We start from the raw sequence: 19,694 nt of genomic DNA on the forward strand, positions 1-19,694 counted from the left end.
GCGGGCGCCGGGGACAGGGGGTAAACTGGTCGTTTCACCCTGATCGGTCCCGTTCATGCGATCTCCGTTCCTGTTGATTCCCCTGGCCGTCGCCTTGGCGTCCGGCTGTTCCAAAGAACCGGCGGCTCCGACCGTCGATCCCACTGCCACCGCCCCGGCGAGCACTGCCATGAAAGCCGACAGCCGCAGCCACGATGAAAGCTCGTACGCCGAGCCGGACAAGGTCGTCGTCAAGGACATCGCGCTGGACCTGAAGCTGGATTTCGACAGCAAGCAGATCGGCGGCACCGCGACCTACACGCTGGAGTGGAAGGACAAGGCCGCCAAGCAGCTGGTGCTGGACACCCGCGAGCTCACGGTGGAGAAGGTCGAGGCGATCGCCGCCGACGGCAAGGCTGCCCCGCTGCCGTTCGTGCTGGCGCCGGCCGACAAGGTGTTCGGCAGCAAGCTGAGCATCGAGACCCCGGATCAGCCGGCCAAGGTCGTGATCACCTATCACACCGCACCGACCGCCTCGGGCCTGCAGTGGCTGGAGCCGTCGATGACCGAGGGCAAGAAGCTGCCCTTCATGTTCAGCCAGTCGCAGGCGATCCACGCCCGTTCCTGGGTGCCGCTGCAGGACACCCCGAGCGTGCGCTTCACCTACAGCGCGCACGTGGTCTCGCGCCCGGACGTGATGGTGCTGATGAGCGCCGACAACGATCCCAAGGCCGCGCGTGATGGTGATTACACCTTCAAGATGCCGCAGCCGATCCCGTCCTACCTGCTGGCCATCGCCGCCGGCGACCTGGTGTTCGAGCCGATCTCCGGCCGCTCCGGCGTGTGGGCCGAACCGACCATGGTCGGCAAGGCCGCCAAGGAGTTCGAAGACACCGAGAAGATGATCGGCGCTGCCGAGAAGCTCTACGGCGAATACCGTTGGGGCCGCTACGACATGCTGGTGCTGCCGCCGTCGTTCCCGTTCGGTGGCATGGAAAACCCGCGCCTGACCTTCGCTACCCCGACCGTGATCGTCGGCGACAAGTCGCTGGTCTCGCTGGTGGCCCACGAACTGGCGCACAGCTGGTCGGGCAACCTGGTGACCAACGCCAGCTGGAAGGACATCTGGCTCAACGAGGGCTTCACCACCTACGTGCAGGGCCGCATCACCGAGGCGCTGTACGGCCAGGAAATGGCCGAGATGGAGCGCGAGATCGACCAGAACGATCTGCTCGCCGAAGTGAAGGACATGAGCGCGGCCGACCAGGCCCTCGCCCTGCCGCCGCTGAGCGAGCGTGACCCGGACGAGGCATTGAGCCAGGTCGCCTACGTCAAGGGCGCATGGTTCCTGCAGTTCCTGGAACAGCGCTTCGGCCGCGAGACCTTCGATCCGTTCCTGCGGGGCTGGTTCGATGACCATGCTTTCCAGAGCGCGAACACCGACCAGTTCGTCGAGTACCTGAAGAAGAACCTGCTGTCCAAGAAGCCCGGCGCCGTCAGCGACGCCGAGCTGAAGGCATGGCTGGACGAGCCGGGCATTCCGACGTTCGCGACCAAGGCCCGCTCGCGCAACTTCTCCATCGTCGATACCGCCCGCATCGCCTGGCAGGGCAGCAACACGCTGCCCAACGCACAGATCACCGGCGAGTGGGGCACCCAGGAATGGGTGCACTTCATCGACGGCCTGGGCAAGACCCTGCCGATGGAGAAGCTGGCCGCGCTGGACAAGGCCTACCACTTCACCGGTACCGCCAACGGCGAGATCGCGATGCGCTGGTATCCGTTGACGATCCGCAGCGGCTACAGCGAAGCGAACGACGCCGCCGGCGCGTTCATCGAGCGCGTTGGCCGTCGCAAGCTGATCATGCCGATCTACGCCGAACTGGTGAAGACGCCGGAAGGCCTGGCCTTCGCCAAGGCGGCCTTCGCCAAGGCCAAGCCGGGCTACCACCCGATCACCACGGGCTCGGTGCAGGACATGCTGGACAAGGCCGAGGCGGGCACGGCCAAGCCGTAATCGCCCGACGCATCGGTTGAACGAAAAACGGCGGGGAAACCCGCCGTTTTTTTATGCCTGCCTGCGTACCGCGAGCCGAGCCCGACCAACTCGCCTCCGCGACTGGGTAAGGCATGCTTCTTTGCGTGGAAGCCTATGTCACACCGCGCGCACCGCCAGGAACATGTCCACGCAATCGTGCATCACCTGCTGCTGCTGCGCCGGCGCCAGCGGTGGCTGGCCGAAGGTGATCTGCGGCCAGAACGCAAAGGCCTTGAGCATCGCCTGCAACTGGTGCGCAGCCTCGGCCGGCGGCATGTCCGTGCGCAGCCGGCCATCGGCCTGGGCCGCGCGGATCCAGCCGGTCAGGCCTTCTTCCTTCTCGGCCAGCTTGTCCATCATCGCGCGCGCGCGCTCGGGGGCATGGACCAGTTCGGCCATCGCGACCCGGGAGAGATCGATGAAGCCGGGGTCGTCGAGCAGGCGCATCTTCCGCTGCGCGAAGACCAGCAGCTGCTCGCGCAGCGACTGCGCCGGATCGTACGGCACGACATCCAGCGCCTGGCTGGCTTCGAACAGCTGCCACAGGATCGCGGTGAACAACTCGTCCTTGCTGGCGAAGTGGTTGTACACGGTGCGCTTGGACACCTCGGCCGTGGCCGCGATGCGATCCATGCTGGTGCCGGCGAAACCGAATTCGCGGAACTCGGCCACCGCGGCGCGGAGGATGGCCTCGCGTTTACGATCGGTGAGGCGGCTGGGGCGGTCAGGGGCGGTCATGCGTATTATTTTACACCGTTCAGTTTACTTTTCGGAAAAGGCAAGTAAACTCGCCGGTGTACTTTCCAGGGCAAGCCCCGCATGAAACGTCGCCTGCCTCGTGTCCTCCTCCTTCTGACGGTGTTGATCGCCATGTCCATTGGCCTGTTGACCTGCGGTGCCCGCCCGGCGGCCGCCTATGACCAGTCGCCGCAATTCGGCGACGGCCGCTTCCACAACCCCACCGGCAAGACCGACCTCGGCTTCTTCCGCACCGTCGGGGTGATGTGGCGTTTCCTGTTCAACAAGCCGGCCGATGCCAGCCCGCTGGCGCCGATCCCGGTGCAGGCGCTGACCCGCCAGGCCCTGCTCGAGGCACCGGACGACAGCCTGTGGCGGTTGGGGCATTCGACGATGCTGATGAAGCTGGACGGCCACTTCTGGCTGACCGACCCGGTGTTCTCCGAGCGTGCCTCGCCGATGTCGTTCATGGGCCCCAAGCGCTTCCATGCGCCCCCGCTCACCATCGACGAACTGCCGCCGATCACCGGCGTGATCGTCTCGCATGACCATTACGACCACCTCGATCACGACGCGATCCAGGCGCTGGCGCCCAAGGTGCAGCACTTCGTCACCGCCCTCGGCGTGGGCGACCGGCTGATCGCGTGGGGCGTGCCGGCGGCGAAGGTCGTGCAGCTGGACTGGTGGCAGGACACCCGCGTGGAAGGCCTGAAGATCGTCGCGACGCCGGCCCAGCACTTCTCCGGCCGCACCCTGGCCGACGGCAACCGGACGCTGTGGGCCTCGTGGGTGATCGACACCGGGCGTACCCGGATCTTCTTCAGCGGTGACACCGGCTATTTCGACGGTTTCGCCCGGATCGGTGAGCGCTATGGCCCGTTCGATCTGACCATGATCGAAACCGGGGCCTACGGCGAGGATTGGCCGGACGTGCACATGCAGCCCGAACAGAGCCTGCAGGCGCACCTGGACGTGCGCGGCAAGGTGCTGATGCCGATCCACAACGGCACCTTCGATCTGGCCCTGCACCCATGGACGGAGCCGTTCGAGCGCATCACCACGCTGGCGCAGGAACAGGGCGTGCCCCTGACCGCGCCGCACATGGGCGAACGTCTGGATATCCGCGCACCGGCACCGTCCACCCACTGGTGGCGCGAAGGACAGCCGAGCACGGAGTGAAATCGCTGCCCATCGGTGCCACACCGGCGTGCGCCGCTTGGCGATAAAGTAGGCGCAGGCGCCTTGCGCGCCATCGTCCAACACGGAGCACCCAATGAAGCGACTGATCCTGGTAGCGGCCTGCGCCTTTGCGCTGGCAGCCTGCAGCAACCCCGAAGCCGAGCGCCAGGCGCAGCAGGCCGCTGCGGCCGCCGCCAAGGCGCAGCAGGAAGAAAAGGCCGAAGGCGTAGCCAAGCAGTACGACATGGCGGTCGCCGCGCAGGATTGGGAGCGTGCCCGCATCCACGGTGGCTCGCTGCTGGACCAGTACAAGGACACCGACGTCGCCGCCCGGATCGAACCGGGCTACGCCGAGGTCAAGGCCAAGGCCGAGGCCGCGCGCGAAACGCGCCGTCTGCAGGCCCTGTGGCAATACAACCAGATCCCGGTCGGCACCAAGGGCATCCAGTCCTCGGCGCAGATCTACAGCAAGGAGCGCGTGGACGTGGATGGCAGCGGTGCCAAGCCGGTGCAGCTGGTGTTCCGCGATCATCCCGAATGGAAGCGCCACGCGTACCTCGTGCTGCAGGCCGGCGATTTCCGCTGCCCGAAGTGCCAGGTCAAGGTGACCGTCGACGATGGCAAGCCGGTCTCCATGGCCGCCTGGCGCCCGGATACCGATGAAGCGATCGCGATGTTCATCACCGACCAGAAAGCGCTGTGGAACCTGGCGCGCAAGGCCAAGGTGATCAGCATCGAGTTCCCGGTCAAGGCCGGTGGCACGCGCACGGCCGTGTTCGAAACCGGTGGTGTGGATGCCAGCCGCATGCCGTCGTGGTGGCAGTGAGGGGCCTGCCGGCGATCCGTCACTGGGTGTTTGACCTGGACGGCACGCTGACCGTGGCGGTGCACGATTTCCAGCGCATCAAGCGTGACCTCGCGATTCCACCGGACGATGACATCCTCACCCATCTGGCCGCGCTGCCGGCCGAGGAGGCCGCGGCCAAGCATGCGTGGCTGCTCGCACACGAACGTACGCTGGCCGAGCAGGCACAGGCCGCCCCCGGCGCGGTGGCCCTGGTACGCACCCTGCACGCCGCGGGCTGCCGGCTGGGCATCCTGACCCGCAATGCCCGCGAACTCGCCGAGGTGACCCTGCAGGCGATCGGTGTCGGGGGGGTGTTCGCCACCGATGACATCATCGGCCGTGACGAAGCCGAGCCCAAGCCATCACCCGCCGGGCTGCAGTACTTCGTTGCGCGCTGGCAGGCCGTTCCCGCCCAGATGGTGATGGTCGGCGACCATCGCTTCGACCTGGAATGCGGCCGTGCCGCCGGCACCCGCACGTTGCTGGTCAACACCCCGGACAACCCTTGGCCGGGCATGGCCTGCTGGCACCTGGCCGATTGCGGGCAGGTGCTGGCGACATGGGAAGAGAGCCGGGTTTCGGCCTGACTGCAGCGGCAAGTGCCTGCCGCATGATCCGCGGGCGATGGAGCCGGAAAGCAGCCAGGCATGGCCTGGCTCTACCCTCATCACCCCTAAAGTCCTCTCTGGTGGAGAGCCCCCTTGATGTTCAAGGGGGCGCGCCAGCGGCGCGGGGATCAGGTGGAATGCGCGGGCAGTTTGGTTACGCGGTTAACGCGTAACCAAACTGCTGCTTGAACTGCTCATTGAACTCATCGAACGTGAAGCGCTGGTTCTGGGTGCCCGGGTGCTCGACCTTCAGCGCGCCCATCAGGTTGCCCATGCGGCCGATGGTCAGCCAGTCGTAGCCCTTCTCGATGCCGTAGATCAGGCCGGCGCGGAACGCATCGCCACAGCCGGTCGGATCGACCACGCGGCGCTCGTGCGCCGGCGGGATGTCATAGGTCTTTTCCGGGGTGTGGATGACCGCGCCCTTCGGGCCACGGGTGGTGATGTAGGCCTTGACCCGGCTCACGATCGCTTTTTCATCCCAGCCGGTGCGCTCCTGCAGCAGGTTGGATTCGTAGTCGTTGACGACGACGTAGTCGGCCTGCTCGATGAAGGTGCGCAGCTCCGGGCCGTTGAACAGCGGCATGGCCTGGCCCGGGTCGAAGATGAACGGCACGCCGGCCTCGAAGAATTCCTGCGAGTTCTGGATCATGCCCTCGCGCCCATCCGGGCCGACCAGGCCCAGGGTCACGCCCGGCACGTCTTTCACGTGGTTCTCGTAGGACCGCATCATCGCGCCCGGGTGGAAGGCGGTGATCTGGTTGTTGTCGTGATCGGTGGTGATGAACGCCTGCGGGGTGAACAGTTCATCGATCACCTTGACCCGGCTCAGGTCGATGCCCAGGCCCTGGAAGTACTCGCGGTACGGGCCGAAATCCGAACCCACCGTGCCCATCGGGATCGGCTCGCCACCCAGCAGGTACAGGTTGTAGGCGATGTTGCCGGCGCAACCGCCGAATTCACGACGCATGCGCGGCACCAGGAACGACACATTCAGGATGTGCACCTTGTCCGGCAGGATGTGATTCTTGAACTGGTCCGGGAACACCATGATGGTGTCGAAGGCAAGAGAACCACAGATCAAAGCGGACATCGAGTAAGGCCTATGCGGAAGGGGGTTTGAGGCCCGTTGGGCGGGCAACGAAACGGCGCCCTGCGGCGCCCTGCGGCGCAAAGGTTAACGGGTAGGGCGGCTTTGGGCCAGAACCCGGGCTGTCCGGATTGGCCTGAATGGCCGTGAAGGCTGGCTTTCGGCCAGATTTGTCCTTGCTCGCGCACAGGGGGATTGCTAGGCTTGTCGGCCTCGAATTCTGCCCATTTTTTCGCCATCCCGCGTTGGGCGCGACACCCCTCAGGATCAACTCCCAGATGTTCAAGAAACTGCGTGGCATGTTCTCCAATGACCTGTCCATCGACCTGGGCACGGCCAACACCCTCATCTACGTGCGTGGGCAGGGGATCGTGCTGAACGAGCCGTCGGTCGTGGCCGTGCGCCAGGACCGTGCCATCGGTGGTACCCGTTCCGTGGCTGCCGTGGGCGCCGAGGCCAAGCAGATGCTCGGCCGTACCCCGGGCCATATCACCACCATCCGCCCGATGAAGGATGGCGTCATCGCCGACTTCACCTACACCGAGGCGATGCTCAAGCACTTCATCAAGAAGGTCCACAAGTCGCGCTTCCTGCGCCCGAGCCCGCGCGTGCTGGTCTGCGTGCCGGCCGGTTCGACCCAGGTCGAGCGCCGCGCGATCAAGGAATCGGCCGAGGAGGCTGGTGCGCGTGATGTGTTCCTGATCGAAGAGCCCATGGCCGCTGCGATCGGCGCCGGCATGCCGGTCACCGAAGCGCGCGGCTCGATGGTCATCGACATCGGCGGCGGCACCACCGAAGTGGCGGTGATCTCGCTCAACGGCATCGTCTACTCGGCCTCCGTGCGTATCGGCGGCGACCGCTTCGACGAATCGATCACCAACTACGTGCGCCGCAACCACGGCATGCTGATCGGTGAAGCGACCGCCGAGCGGATCAAGGTCGAGCTGGGCTGCGCCTACCCGCAGGCGGAAGTGATCGAGATGGAAATCTCCGGCCGCAACCTCGCCGAGGGCGTGCCGAAGATGATCAAGATCAACTCCAACGAAGTGCTTGAAGCCCTGCATGAGCCGCTCTCGGGCATCGTCAGCGCGGTCAAGCTGGCGCTGGAGCAGACCCCGCCGGAACTGTGCGCCGACGTCGCCGAGCGCGGCATCGTGCTGACCGGTGGTGGCGCCCTGCTGCGTGACATGGACCGCCTGATCTCCGAGGAAACCGGCCTGCACGTGCAGGTGGCCGATGACCCGCTGACCTGCGTGGCCCGCGGTGGCGGTCGTGCGCTGGAGCTGGTGGACATGCACGGCAACGAGTTCTTTGCGCCGGAGTAAGCCGTACCGGCCGTGTATCGTAGACGCGCCTCTGCGGCGTGATGCCTCCAGCAAGCTTCGCTTGCCGGGCGTCACCTCGCCGGGGCGTTGTCGCATGCTGTTCCCGCTGCGCTCTTGTTCCGCGCGCTTCATCCACACTATTTCCAGTCGACGCCTGTGCCGCCTTACGCCGGTCCTCCCGTAGCCTCCCGCCAGGGCGATGCCGCCAGTCCGCTGCGCCTGCTCGCTTACCTGGCGTTGGCCATCACCCTGATCGTGCTTGATGACCAGGCCGGCTGGCTGTCGCGCCTGCGCGCGCAGGCCAACGTGCTGGTGCAGCCGGTATGGGCATTGGCCGGTCTGCCGGGACGGCTCGGCACCCAGGTCAAGGACAACGCGGCCAGCCACGGCCAGCTCGTCACCGAGAACCGCGAGCTGCGCAACCAGTTGCTGATCGCCAATGCGCGCCTGACCCGCCTGCAGACCGCCGCGCTGGACAACGCCCAGCTGCGCGAACTGCTCAACGTGGCCGAGCGCAGTGGCCTGGATGTGCAGCTCGCGCCGATCCTGGATATCGACCTGGACCCGGTGCGCCAGCGCCTGGTGCTGGCGGCCGGCACCCGCGATGGCGTGCATGTCGGCCAGGCGGTGATCGATGCCGGTGGCCTGATGGGCCAGGTGATCGCCACCACCGGCAACAGCGCGACCGTCCTGCTGCTCACCGATCCCGACCATGCCGTGCCCGTCACCGTGGCCCGCAACGGCGTGCGCCTGATCGTCTACGGCCGCGGCGACACCCTGGAACTGCGCGACATTCCGCTCAGTGCCGGGGTGGAAGTGGGCGATGAGATCGTCACCTCGGGGTTGGGCGGGCGCTTCCCGGCCGGCTTCCCGGTCGGCAGCATCACCGCGCTGCGCCCGGATGACACCCACGCCTTCCTGGTCGGTGTGCTGAAGCCGGCCGCCCAGCTCGACCGTGGCCGCGATGTGCTGCTGCTGCGCCCGGGCGAGGCGATCCGCATTCCGCCGAACCTGCGCCGTGATGCGGGCGAAGCCGGTGGCCCGGCCGCGCTGCCGCTGCAGGCCGGCGCGCCGGCAGGCACCGCAGCGCCGGCCAGTGCCACCCCGGCGGGTTCATCCCCGGGCTCCACGGCACCTGCGACGGCGCCCGCCAATGCACCGCAGGCCAACCGGCCCGGTCCATCCGCGCCGGTACCGGTGACTCCGCGTCGCCCCGCAGCCTCGCCTGCGCCCGCGCCTGAAACCGGCGCCGCGCCGCCGGAGGAACAACGATGAGCCGCCTGCGCGACAAACCCTGGGTGCTGCCGGTGAGTCTGGTCGTGGCGCTGCTGCTGGGCCTGTTGCCGCTTCCGGCGCTGCTGCAGCCGCTGCGTCCTTACTGGCTGGCACTGGTGCTGGCCTACTGGGTGATCGAAACACCGGACCGGGTCGGGCTGGGCATCGCCTTCGCCAGCGGCGTGATCGCCGATCTGCTCTACGGCGGCGTGCTCGGCGAGCAGGCGCTGCGGCTGGTGATCCTGACCTTCATCCTGCAGCGCTTCCGCGCGCGGATCCGCTTCTTCCCGATGTCCCAGCAGATCCTGGCGATCGGCGGCCTGCTGTTCAACGACCGCATCGTCAGCGCGGTGGTGCACATCGTGGTCGGCGAGCCGACCCTGCCGTGGTCGTACTGGTGGGCCCCGCTGCTGGGCATGGCGCTGTGGCCGCTGGTGTTCGTGCTGCTGGATGCGCTGCGTTTCGGGCGACGCGGGCGCTGACATGTACATGCGCCGCCAGGCCAAGAATCCGCATGCCGAGGCAGAACAGTTCCGGCGCCGTGCCGCGCTGGGCTTCCTCGGTGTACTGGTATGCCTGTTCGGCCTGGGAGGGTGGTACTTCAAGCTGCAGGTGATGGACCACGACATCTACGCCACGCGCTCGGAGGCCAACCGGATCAAGCCGCGGCCGGTGGTGCCGGGGCGCGGGATGATCTACGACCGCAACGGCCGGCTGCTGGCCGAAAACGTGCCGGCGTTCCGCCTGGACATCACCCCGGACAAGGTCAAGGACATGGACGCCACGCTGGCGGGCCTGTCCAAGATCCTCGCGCTGAGCCCGGAAGACATCGAGACCTTCAACAAGTCGCGCAAGGCACGTCGCAGTTTCCTGCCGGTCACGCTGAAGCTGCGTGTCACCGATGAGGAGATGGCGCGCTTTGCGGTGGACCGCTGGCGCTTCCCCGGCGTGGAGCTGGAGCCGTACCTGACCCGTCGCTACCCGTACGGCGATCTGTTCGCGCACATCATCGGCTACGTCGGCCGGGTCGATGACAAGGATCTGGAGATGCTGGGCGAGGGCAATGCCGCGCTGACCCATATCGGCAAGTCCGGGCTGGAGCGCTATTACGAGCAGCAGCTGCGCGGCAAGGTCGGCTACGAGCAGGTCGAAACCAACGTGCAGGGCCGCGCGATCCGCACCATCGGCCGGGTCGCGGCGCAGTCGGGCAGCGATCTGCGGCTGTCCATCGATGCCGATCTGCAGCGCGCGATGGTCGCCGCCTTCGGCGAGTTCGAAGGTGCGGCGGTGGCGATGGACCCGCGCACCGGCGAAGTGCTGGCGATGGTCAGCCTGCCGTCCTACGACCCCAACCTGTTCGTCAACGGCATCTCGCATGCCGATTTCAAGGCGCTCAACGACAATCCCTCGCGGCCGCAGTTCAACCGCCTGGTCCTGGGTGGCGTCGCGCCGGGTTCGACGATCAAGCCGCTGATCGGCCTGGCCGGCCTGGACAGTGGCGTGCGCAAGCCCGAAGACAAGATCCTGTCCACCGGCATGTTCTATCTGCCGGGCACCTCGCGCGGCTGGGGCGATGCCAACCGTGGCGGCCATGGCTGGACCGATCTGCGCAAGTCGATCACCCAGTCGGTCAACACGTACTACTACAGGCTGGCGCTGGATCTGGGCATCGATCGCTTCGACCACTACATGGGCTACTACGGGTTCGGCGCACCGACCGGCATCGATCTGACCGGCGAGATCGGCGGCATCCTGCCCTCGCCGGCGGCCAAGTTCAAGGCACGCAAAGAGCGCTGGTATCCCGGTGATACGGTCAATGTCAGCATCGGCCAGGGCGACTGGAAGGTCACCCCGCTGCAGCTGGTGCATGGCGTGGCGGGCATCGCCGATGGCCAGCTGCGCCAGCCGCACCTGGTGATGCAGCAGCGCGCCGGTTTCGATGCCGACTGGACGGCGACGCCGCCGGGCGAGAGCAAGCCGATCAGCCCTACGCCGGGCAATCTGCAGGCGGTGCGCGAGGGCATGATGGGCACCATGCAGCCGGGCGGCAGCGGCGCGCGGGCAGCCGCGGGCGCGCCGTACGTGATGGCGGGCAAGACCGGTACCGCACAGGTGATCAGCCGGCGCGGTACGGCGGCGGTCAATCCGCGCAGCCTGCCGCTGCATCTGCGCCATCGCGCGCTGTTCGTGGGTTTCGCGCCGGCCGACCATCCGGTGATCGCCGTGGCGATCGCGGTCGAAGGCGGCGGTTACGGTGGCTCGGCCGCTGCACCGATCGCACGCAAGATTTTCGATGCCTGGCTGCTGGGCAAGATGCCCGACGGCCTGGAGCCGCTGGACAGCGAGCGCGGTACCACCGCGATCGGCATCACCGCCTTCGATGGCGGCGATGGCGCCGTGCGCGAGGCGGGCGATGCCGCCGTGGCTGCGCTGGAGTTGATGCCGGTGGTGGTGGGCCTGCCTGCGCCTGCGCCCGCGCCGGACCCCGCTGCACCCGTCCCCAGTGCCACTCCACCCCCGACCGCACCGGAGCGGCCACGATGAAGGTCTTCCTGCGCTGGGCGGTCGACATGGCCGTCCGCTTCAGCAGCTCGCTGGACTGGGTGCTGTGCCTGGCCCTGGCCGCGCTGATGCTGATGGGCCTGGCCGTACTCAAGAGCGCCGGAGGCGACGGCCTGGTGTTCGCCCAGGGGGCGCGCTTCGCGGTTGGCCTGGGCGCGATGTGGGCGATCTCGCGGATCTCGATCCTGCGCATCCGTTCGGCCACGCCGCTGATCTACGCAGTCTCGATGATCCCGTTGCTGGCCGTGTTCGTGCTGGGCACCGGCAAGTACGGCCGCCAGTGGCTGGATCTGAAAGTGTTCTACCTGCAGCCGGCCGAGCTGCTCAAGGTCAGCCTGCCGATGATGGTGGCCTGGTATCTGCATCGCATGCCGCTGCCGCCGCGCTTCTCCACCGTGCTGACCAGTGCGGTGATCATCGGCGTGCCGACCGGGCTGGTGATGCTGCAGCCGGACTTCGGCACCGGTGTGCTGATCGCTGCCAGCGGCGCGTTCGTGCTGCTGCTGGCCGGCCTGCCCTGGTGGTGGGTAGGCGTGGCGGTCGGCGGTGTGGCCGCGGCCGCGCCGGTGGCCTGGTTCTGGCTGCTGCGGCCTTACCAGAAGGACCGCATCATGATGTTCATGGATCCGGAAAGCGATGCGCTCGGCGCGGGCTGGAACATCATCCAGTCCAAGATCGCGATCGGCTCGGGTGGCTTCGATGGCAAGGGCTGGGGGCAGGGCTCGCAGTCGCACCTGAACTTCATTCCCGAGCAGACCACCGACTTCGCCTTCTCCGTGCTCAGCGAGGAGTTCGGGTGGATCGGCGTGGCGATCGTGCTGGCACTGTACCTGGTGGTGATCGGGCGTTGCCTGTGGATCGCCTCGCAGTCGCGCGATACCTATTCGCGGCTGCTGGCCGGCGCGACCGGGCTGGCGTTCTTCGTCTACGTGCTGGTCAACGGCGGCATGATTTCCGGCCTGCTGCCGGTGGTCGGCGTGCCGATGCCGTTGATCAGTTACGGCGGTACCTCGGCGGTCTCGCTGTTGGCCGGCTTCGGGCTGGTGATGGCGGTGCGTCGCCACAATCCAGTACACGGCGGCTACGGCTGAGCGCACGCGATGCGTGCGCCGTGGCCCGGCGGTACGTATCGGCTAAGGATTGCGTCGCCCGCGCGTGTTACGGTCCTGCGCTCGCGCCGGCCCGCCTAGCGGGTCCGCTTTCTGTTCGCCGTGTCGCCTCCTGCTGTGCGTCGCGTCATCCACAGGAGTCGTCCGCATGGTCGAACTACTGCAGCGCGCACGCGCCGTGTTCCATTTCTTTTTCCGCACCCTGGATCTGCCCCTGGTGGGCGCGCTGTGCCTGCTGATGGTGGCCGGCCTGGCCGTCCTGCACAGCGTGGACGGGCCCGTGCATGCGCAGGCGATGCGCTACGGCGCCGGGCTTGCCGCGCTGTGGGGACTGTCGCGGCTGCCGGTGGTGACGCTGCGCGCGTGGTCGCCCTGGATCTACACCTTGTCCTTGCTGCCACTGCTGGCCGTGTATGTGGTCGGCACCGGCAAGTACGGCCAGCGCTGGTTGAACCTGGGCGTGTTCTACCTGCAACCTTCCGAGCTGCTCAAGCTCAGCCTGCCGATGATGATGGCCTGGTACCTGCACAAGCAGCCGTTGCCACCACGGCCGCGCGCGGTGCTGACCGCCGCGTTGCTGATCGGCGGCCCGGCGGTGCTGATCCTGCTGCAGCCCAACCTGGGCACCGCCACGCTGGTGACCGCCAGCGGGGTATTCGCGCTGTTGCTGGCCGGCCTGCGCTGGTGGTGGATGGCCGTCGCGCTGGGCGGGTTGTCGGTGGCCGCGCCGCTGGCCTGGTTCGGCCTGCTGCGGCAATACCAGAAGGATCGCGTGCTGACCTTCCTGTATCCGGAGAACGATCCGCTGGGCACCGGCTGGAACATCATCCAGTCCAAGATCGCGATCGGCTCGGGCGGCCTGCATGGCAAAGGCTGGGGGCAGGGCACCCAGGCCACGCTGGATTTCCTGCCCGAATACACCACGGATTTCGCCTTCTCGGTGCTGGCCGAGGAGTTCGGCTGGGTCGGCGTGGCGGTGGTGCTCAGCCTGTTCCTGTTCGTCACTGCGCGCTGCCTGTGGATCGCCAGCCAGTCGCGTTGTGGTTACTCGCGCCTGCTGGTGGGCACCACCGGCCTGGTGTTCTTCGTCTATGTACTGGTCAACGGCGGCATGATCTCCGGCCTGTTGCCGGTGGTCGGCGTGCCGATGCCGCTGATCAGTTATGGCGGCACCTCGGCGGTCTCACTGCTGGCCAGCTTCGGGCTGGTGATGGCGGCGCGCCAGCATCAGCCGGTGCACGCGACGTGAGTTGCCGGTGCGGCCGCGATTGCGCACCCCAAGCACACGAAAACGGTTTCAGGTGCAAACGTTGTCAACGCGCGGAGATAAAAGTGAGAAGTGGCGCACAGATATGAAGTGACTTGATCTCGATCAATGGACTTGTCGTAAACGGCCTGCACAATGGCGGCCCGCCAACAACGACGCGCTGAGCCAAGCATCGCGGAGGGGGAGTCTGGCGGGGAGTAGTTGACCCAACAGGCAGAGGGGCGAGGCACGCGCTGGGGAGATGCGCGCCGCGCCGCTGCCGATCGGGTCCGGTTTGGCCGGTTGCGTCTGCGGGGATGGGGACGCAACCGGCGGACCTCTTGTGCGTTCTGCATCTTTCTCCAAAGTGAGACGTGCGTTGCTCGATGGCCCTTCGCCGGGCGGCTGCGGTGAGCCAGCCATGCGCCTTGCCGGATCGCCGCGCGTTCGAGACGGCGACGGCACCTTCGTCAGACTATGAATGGGCAGGGGAGGCAGGGCCTCTCTACACGCGGGCTTAACGGTCGCGAAGAAACTCAGGCAATCCGTTGAGATTCATGGTCTTAGGGGTTTTAATTCATCCATGACCTGCTAACCTGCCGCGATGATTCGACGCTCCCTGGCCTGCATGCTCACGCTCGGTTTGGTCGCTTGTGCGACCCAGCCGCAGACTCCTTCACCGACGCCGCAGGCCTCGGGTGTCCCGGTTACGCCGGCGGCCGGCAGCAAGGGGCCCGCCGAAGCCGCCCCCGAAGCCGCCGGTGCCAATGCCGCCCCGGTCGATCTGACCCCGGTGCCCTTCGAGGTGGCCCGCGCCAACTTCGTGCGTGACACCGCCGCCCGCTACGGGATTCCCGCCGCGCAGATCCAGGCAACCCTGGCCCAGGCGCAGATCCGTGATCCGATCATCGCCGCGATGTCGCGCCCGGCCGAGCGGGTCAAACCGTGGAACGAATACCGGCCGATGTTCATCAGCCAGGCGCGGATCGAGGGGGGGAAGAAATTCCTCGCCCAGCACCGCGAAGAGCTGATGCGCGTGCAGCAGCGCACCGGCGTGCCGGCCGAAGTGATCGTGGCGATCATCGGCGTGGAAACCAGCTACGGCGGCAATACCGGTAATTACCGTGTGCTCGATGCGCTGTACACGCTGGCCTTCAAGTACCCGCGCAGCGGCGATCCGGCCAAGCTGGAGCGCGAAGTGCGCCGTGAGCTGTTCTTCCGCGACGAGTTGGCGCGCCTGTTCGCGCTGACCCGCGACGAGAAGCTCGACATCACTGCGATCAAGGGCAGCTACGCCGGCGCGATGGGCATGGGCCAGTTCATGCCGTCCAGCTATCTGGACTATGCGGTGGATGGCAACGGCGATGGCCGTCGCGATCTGTTCAACAGCTACGACGACGTCTTCTCCTCGATCGCCAATTACTTCGTCAAGAAGGGCGGTTGGGTGCGCGGTGGCCCGGTTGCCGTGCCGGCCAGGCTGCAGGCCGGTCGTGAAGAATTCAATCCGACCGAATGGGCGCCGACCTGGACCTTGTCCCAGTTGGCCCAGCGCGGTTACCAGCCCAGCGTCCCGGTCGCGGCCGGCTTGACCGCGACCCCGATCACGCTGGAAGGCAGCACCGGCAAGCAGTACTGGCTGGGCTTCCAGAATTACTACGCCATTACCCGCTACAACCTCTCGAAAATGTACGCGATGGCCGTGTACCAGTTGTCCCAGGCCATCGCCGGACAGGAGTTGCCGCCGGCATGAACACGATCGCACGCTCCAGATGGCTGATCCCGGGTCTGTTGATACTGGCACTGGCCGCCTGCAGCAGTGCGCCGAAGAAACCGGGTGGCAGCACCGCCAGCAGCAGCAAACCGTCCGCCGCGGTGGTGCAGGGCAAGGGCGGACGCCCGGCGCATTGTCCTGACGGGTCGCCCTACAAGGCGGCCGCGGAAGATCCGAGCACGCGCGGTGACTACCGCGCCGGCGGCCTGTACAAGCCCGGCGTGAATGACAGCACCCCCACCTACATCCCGAACGTGGCCTGCATCCCCGAGCCGGACGTGGTCGATCTGCCGCGCTCGCCGATCGGCAACAAATCGCCGTATGTGGTGCTGGGCAAGCAATACCAGGTGATGGACAAGACCCGCGGCTATGCCGAGAAGGGCACCGCCTCGTACTACGGCGCCAAGTTCCACGGCCGCCTGACCTCCAACCGCGAGGTGTACGACATGTACGCCTTCACCGCCGCGCACAAGACGCTGCCGCTGCCGAGCTTCGCCCGGGTCACCAACCTGGACAACGGCGAATCGGTGATCGTGCGGGTCAACGATCGCGGCCCGTTCCACGATGGCCGCGTGGTCGACCTCAGTTATGCCGCCGCCGTGCGCCTGGGCATCACCCAGCGTGGCACCGGCAACGTTGAAGTACGCGCGCTGGCCCCGGGGGATGACAACCTGCTGGCCGACAAGCCCAGCCGCCGCGAGCGCCGCGAGGTCGCCGCCGCTGCGGCAGCCGCCACCACGGCCAGCGCTGCCGCGGCACGCCGCGCCAGCGATATGGATGCCCTGGTCGGCAAGCTGCCGGCCGCCACGGCCACGCCCGCCGCCAAGCCGGCCGGCGAGCAGTACCGCTACCGCGTGGCCGACTCGGCCAAGCCGGGCAACGCCGACAACTTCGATCACTGGATGCGCGACAACGGCGTGCGCGTGGCGACCGGCAAGCCTGCCACCACCCAGGCCGCCAGCGTCAACAGCGCCCCGGTCGCGGTGGCCGCCTTGCCCGCCGCCGCACCTGCAGCGCGCCCGGCACCGGCGCCCAGTGCGACGCTCTCCCAGCAGGTGCTCGGCAGCGTGCTGCTGCAGGTCGCCAGCTTCGCCAGCCGCGACAACGCCACCCGCGCGCTTGGCCAGTTGTCCTCGGCGGGTATCGCCGGGGCCAGCATCAGTGACATCGTCAGTGGCGGGCGCACCCTGTGGCGCCTGCGCGTGCCGGCCCCCGACCACGCCAGTGCCTCGGAACTTGCCGGCCGGATTGCCGGTCTGGGCTTCGGGGCGCCGCAGATCGTGAAGGACTGAGCCTTCCGCTGCCCGCGGCACGCCAGCGCGTGCCGCCGCTCCTTGGGCCTACAATGCCCGTTATCCCTCATCCACCCCTTGGCGCCCCTCCAGGAGCTTGCTGTCCGATGAAATTCCGCTTTGCCGCCGCTGCCATGGCCACGACCCTGTTCGTGGGCATGGTTTCCGCCCAGACCCCCTTGCCGACCCCGGCACCGGCGCCTGCTCCCGCCGCCGCCGCACCGGCCACCGTGGCCACGCCGCCGGCTCCGAAGCCCAGCGTCTCCAAGGCCTGGATCCTGATGGATTACGCCACCGGGCAGGTCCTGGCCGGTGAAAACGTGCACGAACAACTGGCCCCGGCCAGCATCACCAAGGTGATGACCTCGTATGTCGTGGCCGCCGAGGTCAAGAACGGCAAGGTCCGTACCGACGACCAGGTGATGATGAGCGAACGCGCCTGGCGCGAGGGCGGCGCCGGCACCGACGGCAGCTACAGCGGCTTCCCGGTCAACCAGACCGCGCGCCTGGAAGACATGGAAAAGGGCATGGCGATCCAGTCCGGCAACGATGCCGCGATCGCCCTGGCCGAACATGTCGCCGGCAGCGAAGAGGCCTTCGCCTCGCTGATGAACAGCTATGCCGCCAAGATCGGCATGAAGGATTCCCACTTCGTCAACGCCCATGGCCTGAGCGCCCCGGGCCACCACACCACCGCCTACGACCTGGCGCTGCTGGGTCGCGCGATGGTGCGTGACTACCCGGAAACCTACGCCTACAACAAGGTGAAGGAATTCACCGTCGGCAACATCACCCAGCCCAACCGCAACCTGCTGCTGTGGCGCGACCAGAGCGTGGACGGCATCAAGACCGGCCATACCTCCGAAGCCGGCTACTGCCTGATGAGTTCGGCCCAGCGGGGTGATCAGCGTCTGGTCGCCGTGGTCCTCGGTGGCGGCTCGGAAAAGCAGCGCGCCGATGACAGCCTGGCGCTGCTCAACTGGGGCTTCCGCTTCTTCGAAACCCACCGCATGTACGAGCCGGGCAAGGTCGTGGCCGAGCATAAGGTGTGGAAGGGCAAGACCGCCACGCTGCAGCTGGGCGTGGCCCAGCCGATGCTGGTCAGCGTCCCGCGTGGCCGCTACAACGATCTCAAGCCGAGCATCGATGTGCCCAAGACCCTCGAAGCCCCGTTCACCGCCGGCCAGCAGGTCGGTACCTTGAAGGTGATGCTGGACAACCAGGTCGTCGCCCAGGCCCCGCTGGTGGCCGTGGCCGCCGTGGAAGAAGCCGGCTTCTTCAAGCGCCTGTGGGACAGCTTCTGGATGTGGTGGGAATCGGAGTAATCCGATTCGACCGCACTAAGAAAAAAGACCGGCGAAAGCCGGTCTTTTCATTTCTGGCGTTACAGCGACCGGCTGATCGTAAAGCTGCCGAACACCGGCGCCTCGCGCTGCCCATCGAACTCGCGCGTGCTGTGGTAGCGCGCCAGCGCGAACTTCCAGCGGCCACGCATCACCGCCAGGCCATAGCCGGCCGTGCCCACCACCGCGCGCTTGTCCACGCTGTGGCTGTTGCGGAACGTATTGCCGTCCAGCGTGATATCGCGGATCACCCACGCTGCATCGGTCGTGGCGAACAGATGCCACGACCATCCGCTCGGCTTGCCACCGCGCGTCGGGGCCGTGTTCTCACCGGCGGGGCGCAGCGGCGTACTGCCGAAATCGTCCGGCAGCTTCCAGCCGAAGCGCACTTCACCACCGGCATTGACGTGCGTGGCCAGGTTGCCCACCGCGCCGCCGTAATGGCTGATCGCATCCCAGCCCCAGCCCCCCAGATTCTCGCTGGCATCGGCCGGCCACCGGCGCATCCGCTCGTGCGTCAGCATGAACACCGGCTCGTTGTGCAGCTGGTTGTCCCAGCCCTGGAATTTCTCGTCGCCCAGCAGCTCGTGCACCGCGTTCTGCACCTCCTCGCCGAGCGCCCACGGCCCCACCACGCCCACCGCCAGCTGCGTCGTCTGCAGCCGGTCGCCGCGGCGTGCGTTGTACCCGAAGCTGCCGATCAGCACGCCCGCATACGGCCGGTCGTCTTCGATCAGGTCCTTCCGGGTGAAATCGGTGGGGGTGAAGATGCCCTGGGCCAGGCTGAAGATCATGTTCTGCTGCTCGTACTGGCCCGGGTGCAGCCGCTCCAGGTGGCTGTTGACCCAGCGCGCCAGGCGCGGCAGACAGGGATCGTCGGTGTAATCCACCAGATTCGGCGACACGAAGGTGATCTGGGCTCCGTTGGTATAGCCCTGATCCTGGTCCTTGCCACCGAACAGGTCGTTGTCAACGCGGACATTGATCTGCGGCGGGTGCTCGCGCATCGCATCGGGCCCGCATTGGGGGGCGGCGTGGGCAGCAGGCGCGGCCAGGGCCAGGACACCGGCGAGTGCGGCCGGTAGCGCAAAAGGCTTGAAGGACATGGGATACCAGACAGGGATTTATGCTTTCTTAAGCCGATACAGCGTAGTCAGAGCGTGATGTCGTGACCAGCGCTGCGCACGCACTGCTGCATATCAGCGGCGATACAGGCCTTTTCACGTGCCGTTCGGTACCGCTGTGCGCACGATCAAGCAGCGCTTGGGTTCGGGCGCAGGCATCCCCATAAT

Annotated in this window: 16 protein-coding genes; 13 read left to right on the forward strand and 3 right to left on the reverse strand. The window is 67.1% G+C overall.

The annotated features are described in order from the left end of the window. Nucleotides 1–55 precede the first annotated feature (55 nt). Complete coding sequence (locus AC1DIQ_RS11740; protein WP_478050082.1) at nt 56–1,996, forward strand: M1 family metallopeptidase; 1,941 nt, start codon at nt 56–58, stop codon at nt 1,994–1,996. Between the two features lie 138 nt (nt 1,997–2,134). Here AC1DIQ_RS11740 and AC1DIQ_RS11745 read toward each other — a convergent pair whose 3' ends face one another. Then, nucleotides 2,135–2,755 carry a TetR/AcrR family transcriptional regulator gene (locus tag AC1DIQ_RS11745; RefSeq protein WP_282260512.1) on the reverse strand — a complete coding sequence of 207 codons (621 nt, stop codon included), beginning with the start codon at nt 2,753–2,755 and terminating at the stop codon, nt 2,135–2,137. A gap of 93 nt (nt 2,756–2,848) precedes the next feature. Here AC1DIQ_RS11745 and AC1DIQ_RS11750 point away from each other — a divergent pair, with 93 nt between their 5' ends. The 3 genes from AC1DIQ_RS11750 (at nt 2,849) to AC1DIQ_RS11760 (ending at nt 5,368) form a co-directional block, all read left to right on the forward strand. After that, nucleotides 2,849–3,934, forward strand: a complete 1,086-nt coding sequence (locus AC1DIQ_RS11750; protein WP_461770346.1) for an MBL fold metallo-hydrolase — start codon at nt 2,849–2,851, stop codon at nt 3,932–3,934. A 94-nt stretch (nt 3,935–4,028) separates the two neighbouring features. Beyond that, nucleotides 4,029–4,760 (forward strand): hypothetical protein, encoded by a 732-nt coding sequence (locus AC1DIQ_RS11755; protein ID WP_121039921.1) that lies wholly within the window; start codon nt 4,029–4,031, stop codon nt 4,758–4,760. Continuing rightward, nucleotides 4,748–5,368 (forward strand): HAD family hydrolase, encoded by a 621-nt coding sequence (locus tag AC1DIQ_RS11760; protein ID WP_121039918.1) that lies wholly within the window; start codon nt 4,748–4,750, stop codon nt 5,366–5,368. The genes AC1DIQ_RS11755 and AC1DIQ_RS11760 overlap by 13 nt, the downstream gene beginning before the upstream one ends. Nucleotides 5,369–5,543: 175 nt before the next feature. Here AC1DIQ_RS11760 and AC1DIQ_RS11765 read toward each other — a convergent pair whose 3' ends face one another. Next, entirely contained in the window at nt 5,544–6,482 is a 939-nt protein-coding gene (locus tag AC1DIQ_RS11765) for a carbohydrate kinase family protein (protein WP_121039915.1), read from the reverse strand. 275 nt (nt 6,483–6,757) lie between these two features. On the opposite strand from AC1DIQ_RS11765, the gene AC1DIQ_RS11770 reads away from it, so the two are divergent. From AC1DIQ_RS11770 to AC1DIQ_RS11810, 9 genes are all read left to right on the forward strand, one after another. Then, a complete protein-coding gene (locus AC1DIQ_RS11770) occupies nt 6,758–7,804 on the forward strand; it encodes a rod shape-determining protein (protein WP_019186044.1) in 1,047 nt (348 codons plus the stop codon). 156 nt (nt 7,805–7,960) lie between these two features. Then, nucleotides 7,961–9,079: a rod shape-determining protein MreC gene (gene mreC / locus AC1DIQ_RS11775; RefSeq protein WP_121039912.1), complete on the forward strand. Its 1,119-nt coding sequence runs from the start codon at nt 7,961–7,963 to the stop codon at nt 9,077–9,079. Then, nucleotides 9,076–9,561, forward strand: coding sequence for a rod shape-determining protein MreD (mreD, locus tag AC1DIQ_RS11780; RefSeq protein WP_019186042.1), 486 nt, complete (start codon nt 9,076–9,078; stop codon nt 9,559–9,561). The genes mreC and mreD overlap by 4 nt, the downstream gene beginning before the upstream one ends. Nucleotide 9,562: 1 nt before the next feature. After that, nucleotides 9,563–11,623: a penicillin-binding protein 2 gene (gene mrdA / locus AC1DIQ_RS11785; protein ID WP_121039909.1), complete on the forward strand. Its 2,061-nt coding sequence runs from the start codon at nt 9,563–9,565 to the stop codon at nt 11,621–11,623. Beyond that, nucleotides 11,620–12,732: a rod shape-determining protein RodA gene (gene rodA, locus AC1DIQ_RS11790; protein ID WP_121039906.1), complete on the forward strand. Its 1,113-nt coding sequence runs from the start codon at nt 11,620–11,622 to the stop codon at nt 12,730–12,732. The genes mrdA and rodA (AC1DIQ_RS11790) overlap by 4 nt, the downstream gene beginning before the upstream one ends. Before the next feature lie 166 nt (nt 12,733–12,898). Next, complete coding sequence (gene rodA / locus AC1DIQ_RS11795; RefSeq protein WP_461770297.1) at nt 12,899–13,999, forward strand: rod shape-determining protein RodA; 1,101 nt, start codon at nt 12,899–12,901, stop codon at nt 13,997–13,999. Between the two features lie 601 nt (nt 14,000–14,600). Continuing rightward, the gene (gene mltB, locus AC1DIQ_RS11800; RefSeq protein WP_478050083.1) at nt 14,601–15,746 is read left to right on the forward strand and encodes a lytic murein transglycosylase B; all 1,146 of its coding nucleotides are present in this window, start codon (nt 14,601–14,603) and stop codon (nt 15,744–15,746) included. Then, complete coding sequence (locus AC1DIQ_RS11805) at nt 15,743–17,059, forward strand: septal ring lytic transglycosylase RlpA family protein (protein ID WP_478050084.1); 1,317 nt, start codon at nt 15,743–15,745, stop codon at nt 17,057–17,059. The genes mltB and AC1DIQ_RS11805 overlap by 4 nt, the downstream gene beginning before the upstream one ends. Before the next feature lie 107 nt (nt 17,060–17,166). Next, on the forward strand, nt 17,167–18,384 hold the full coding sequence (locus AC1DIQ_RS11810) for a D-alanyl-D-alanine carboxypeptidase family protein (protein ID WP_152152282.1): 1,218 nt from the start codon (nt 17,167–17,169) through the stop codon (nt 18,382–18,384). A gap of 59 nt (nt 18,385–18,443) precedes the next feature. Here the strand turns inward: AC1DIQ_RS11810 and AC1DIQ_RS11815 are convergent, their stop codons facing one another. Further along, entirely contained in the window at nt 18,444–19,508 is a 1,065-nt protein-coding gene (locus tag AC1DIQ_RS11815) for a lipid A deacylase LpxR family protein (RefSeq protein WP_478050085.1), read from the reverse strand. Nucleotides 19,509–19,694 lie beyond the last annotated feature (186 nt).

Source organism: Stenotrophomonas sp. 05L413 (assembly GCF_056397945.1).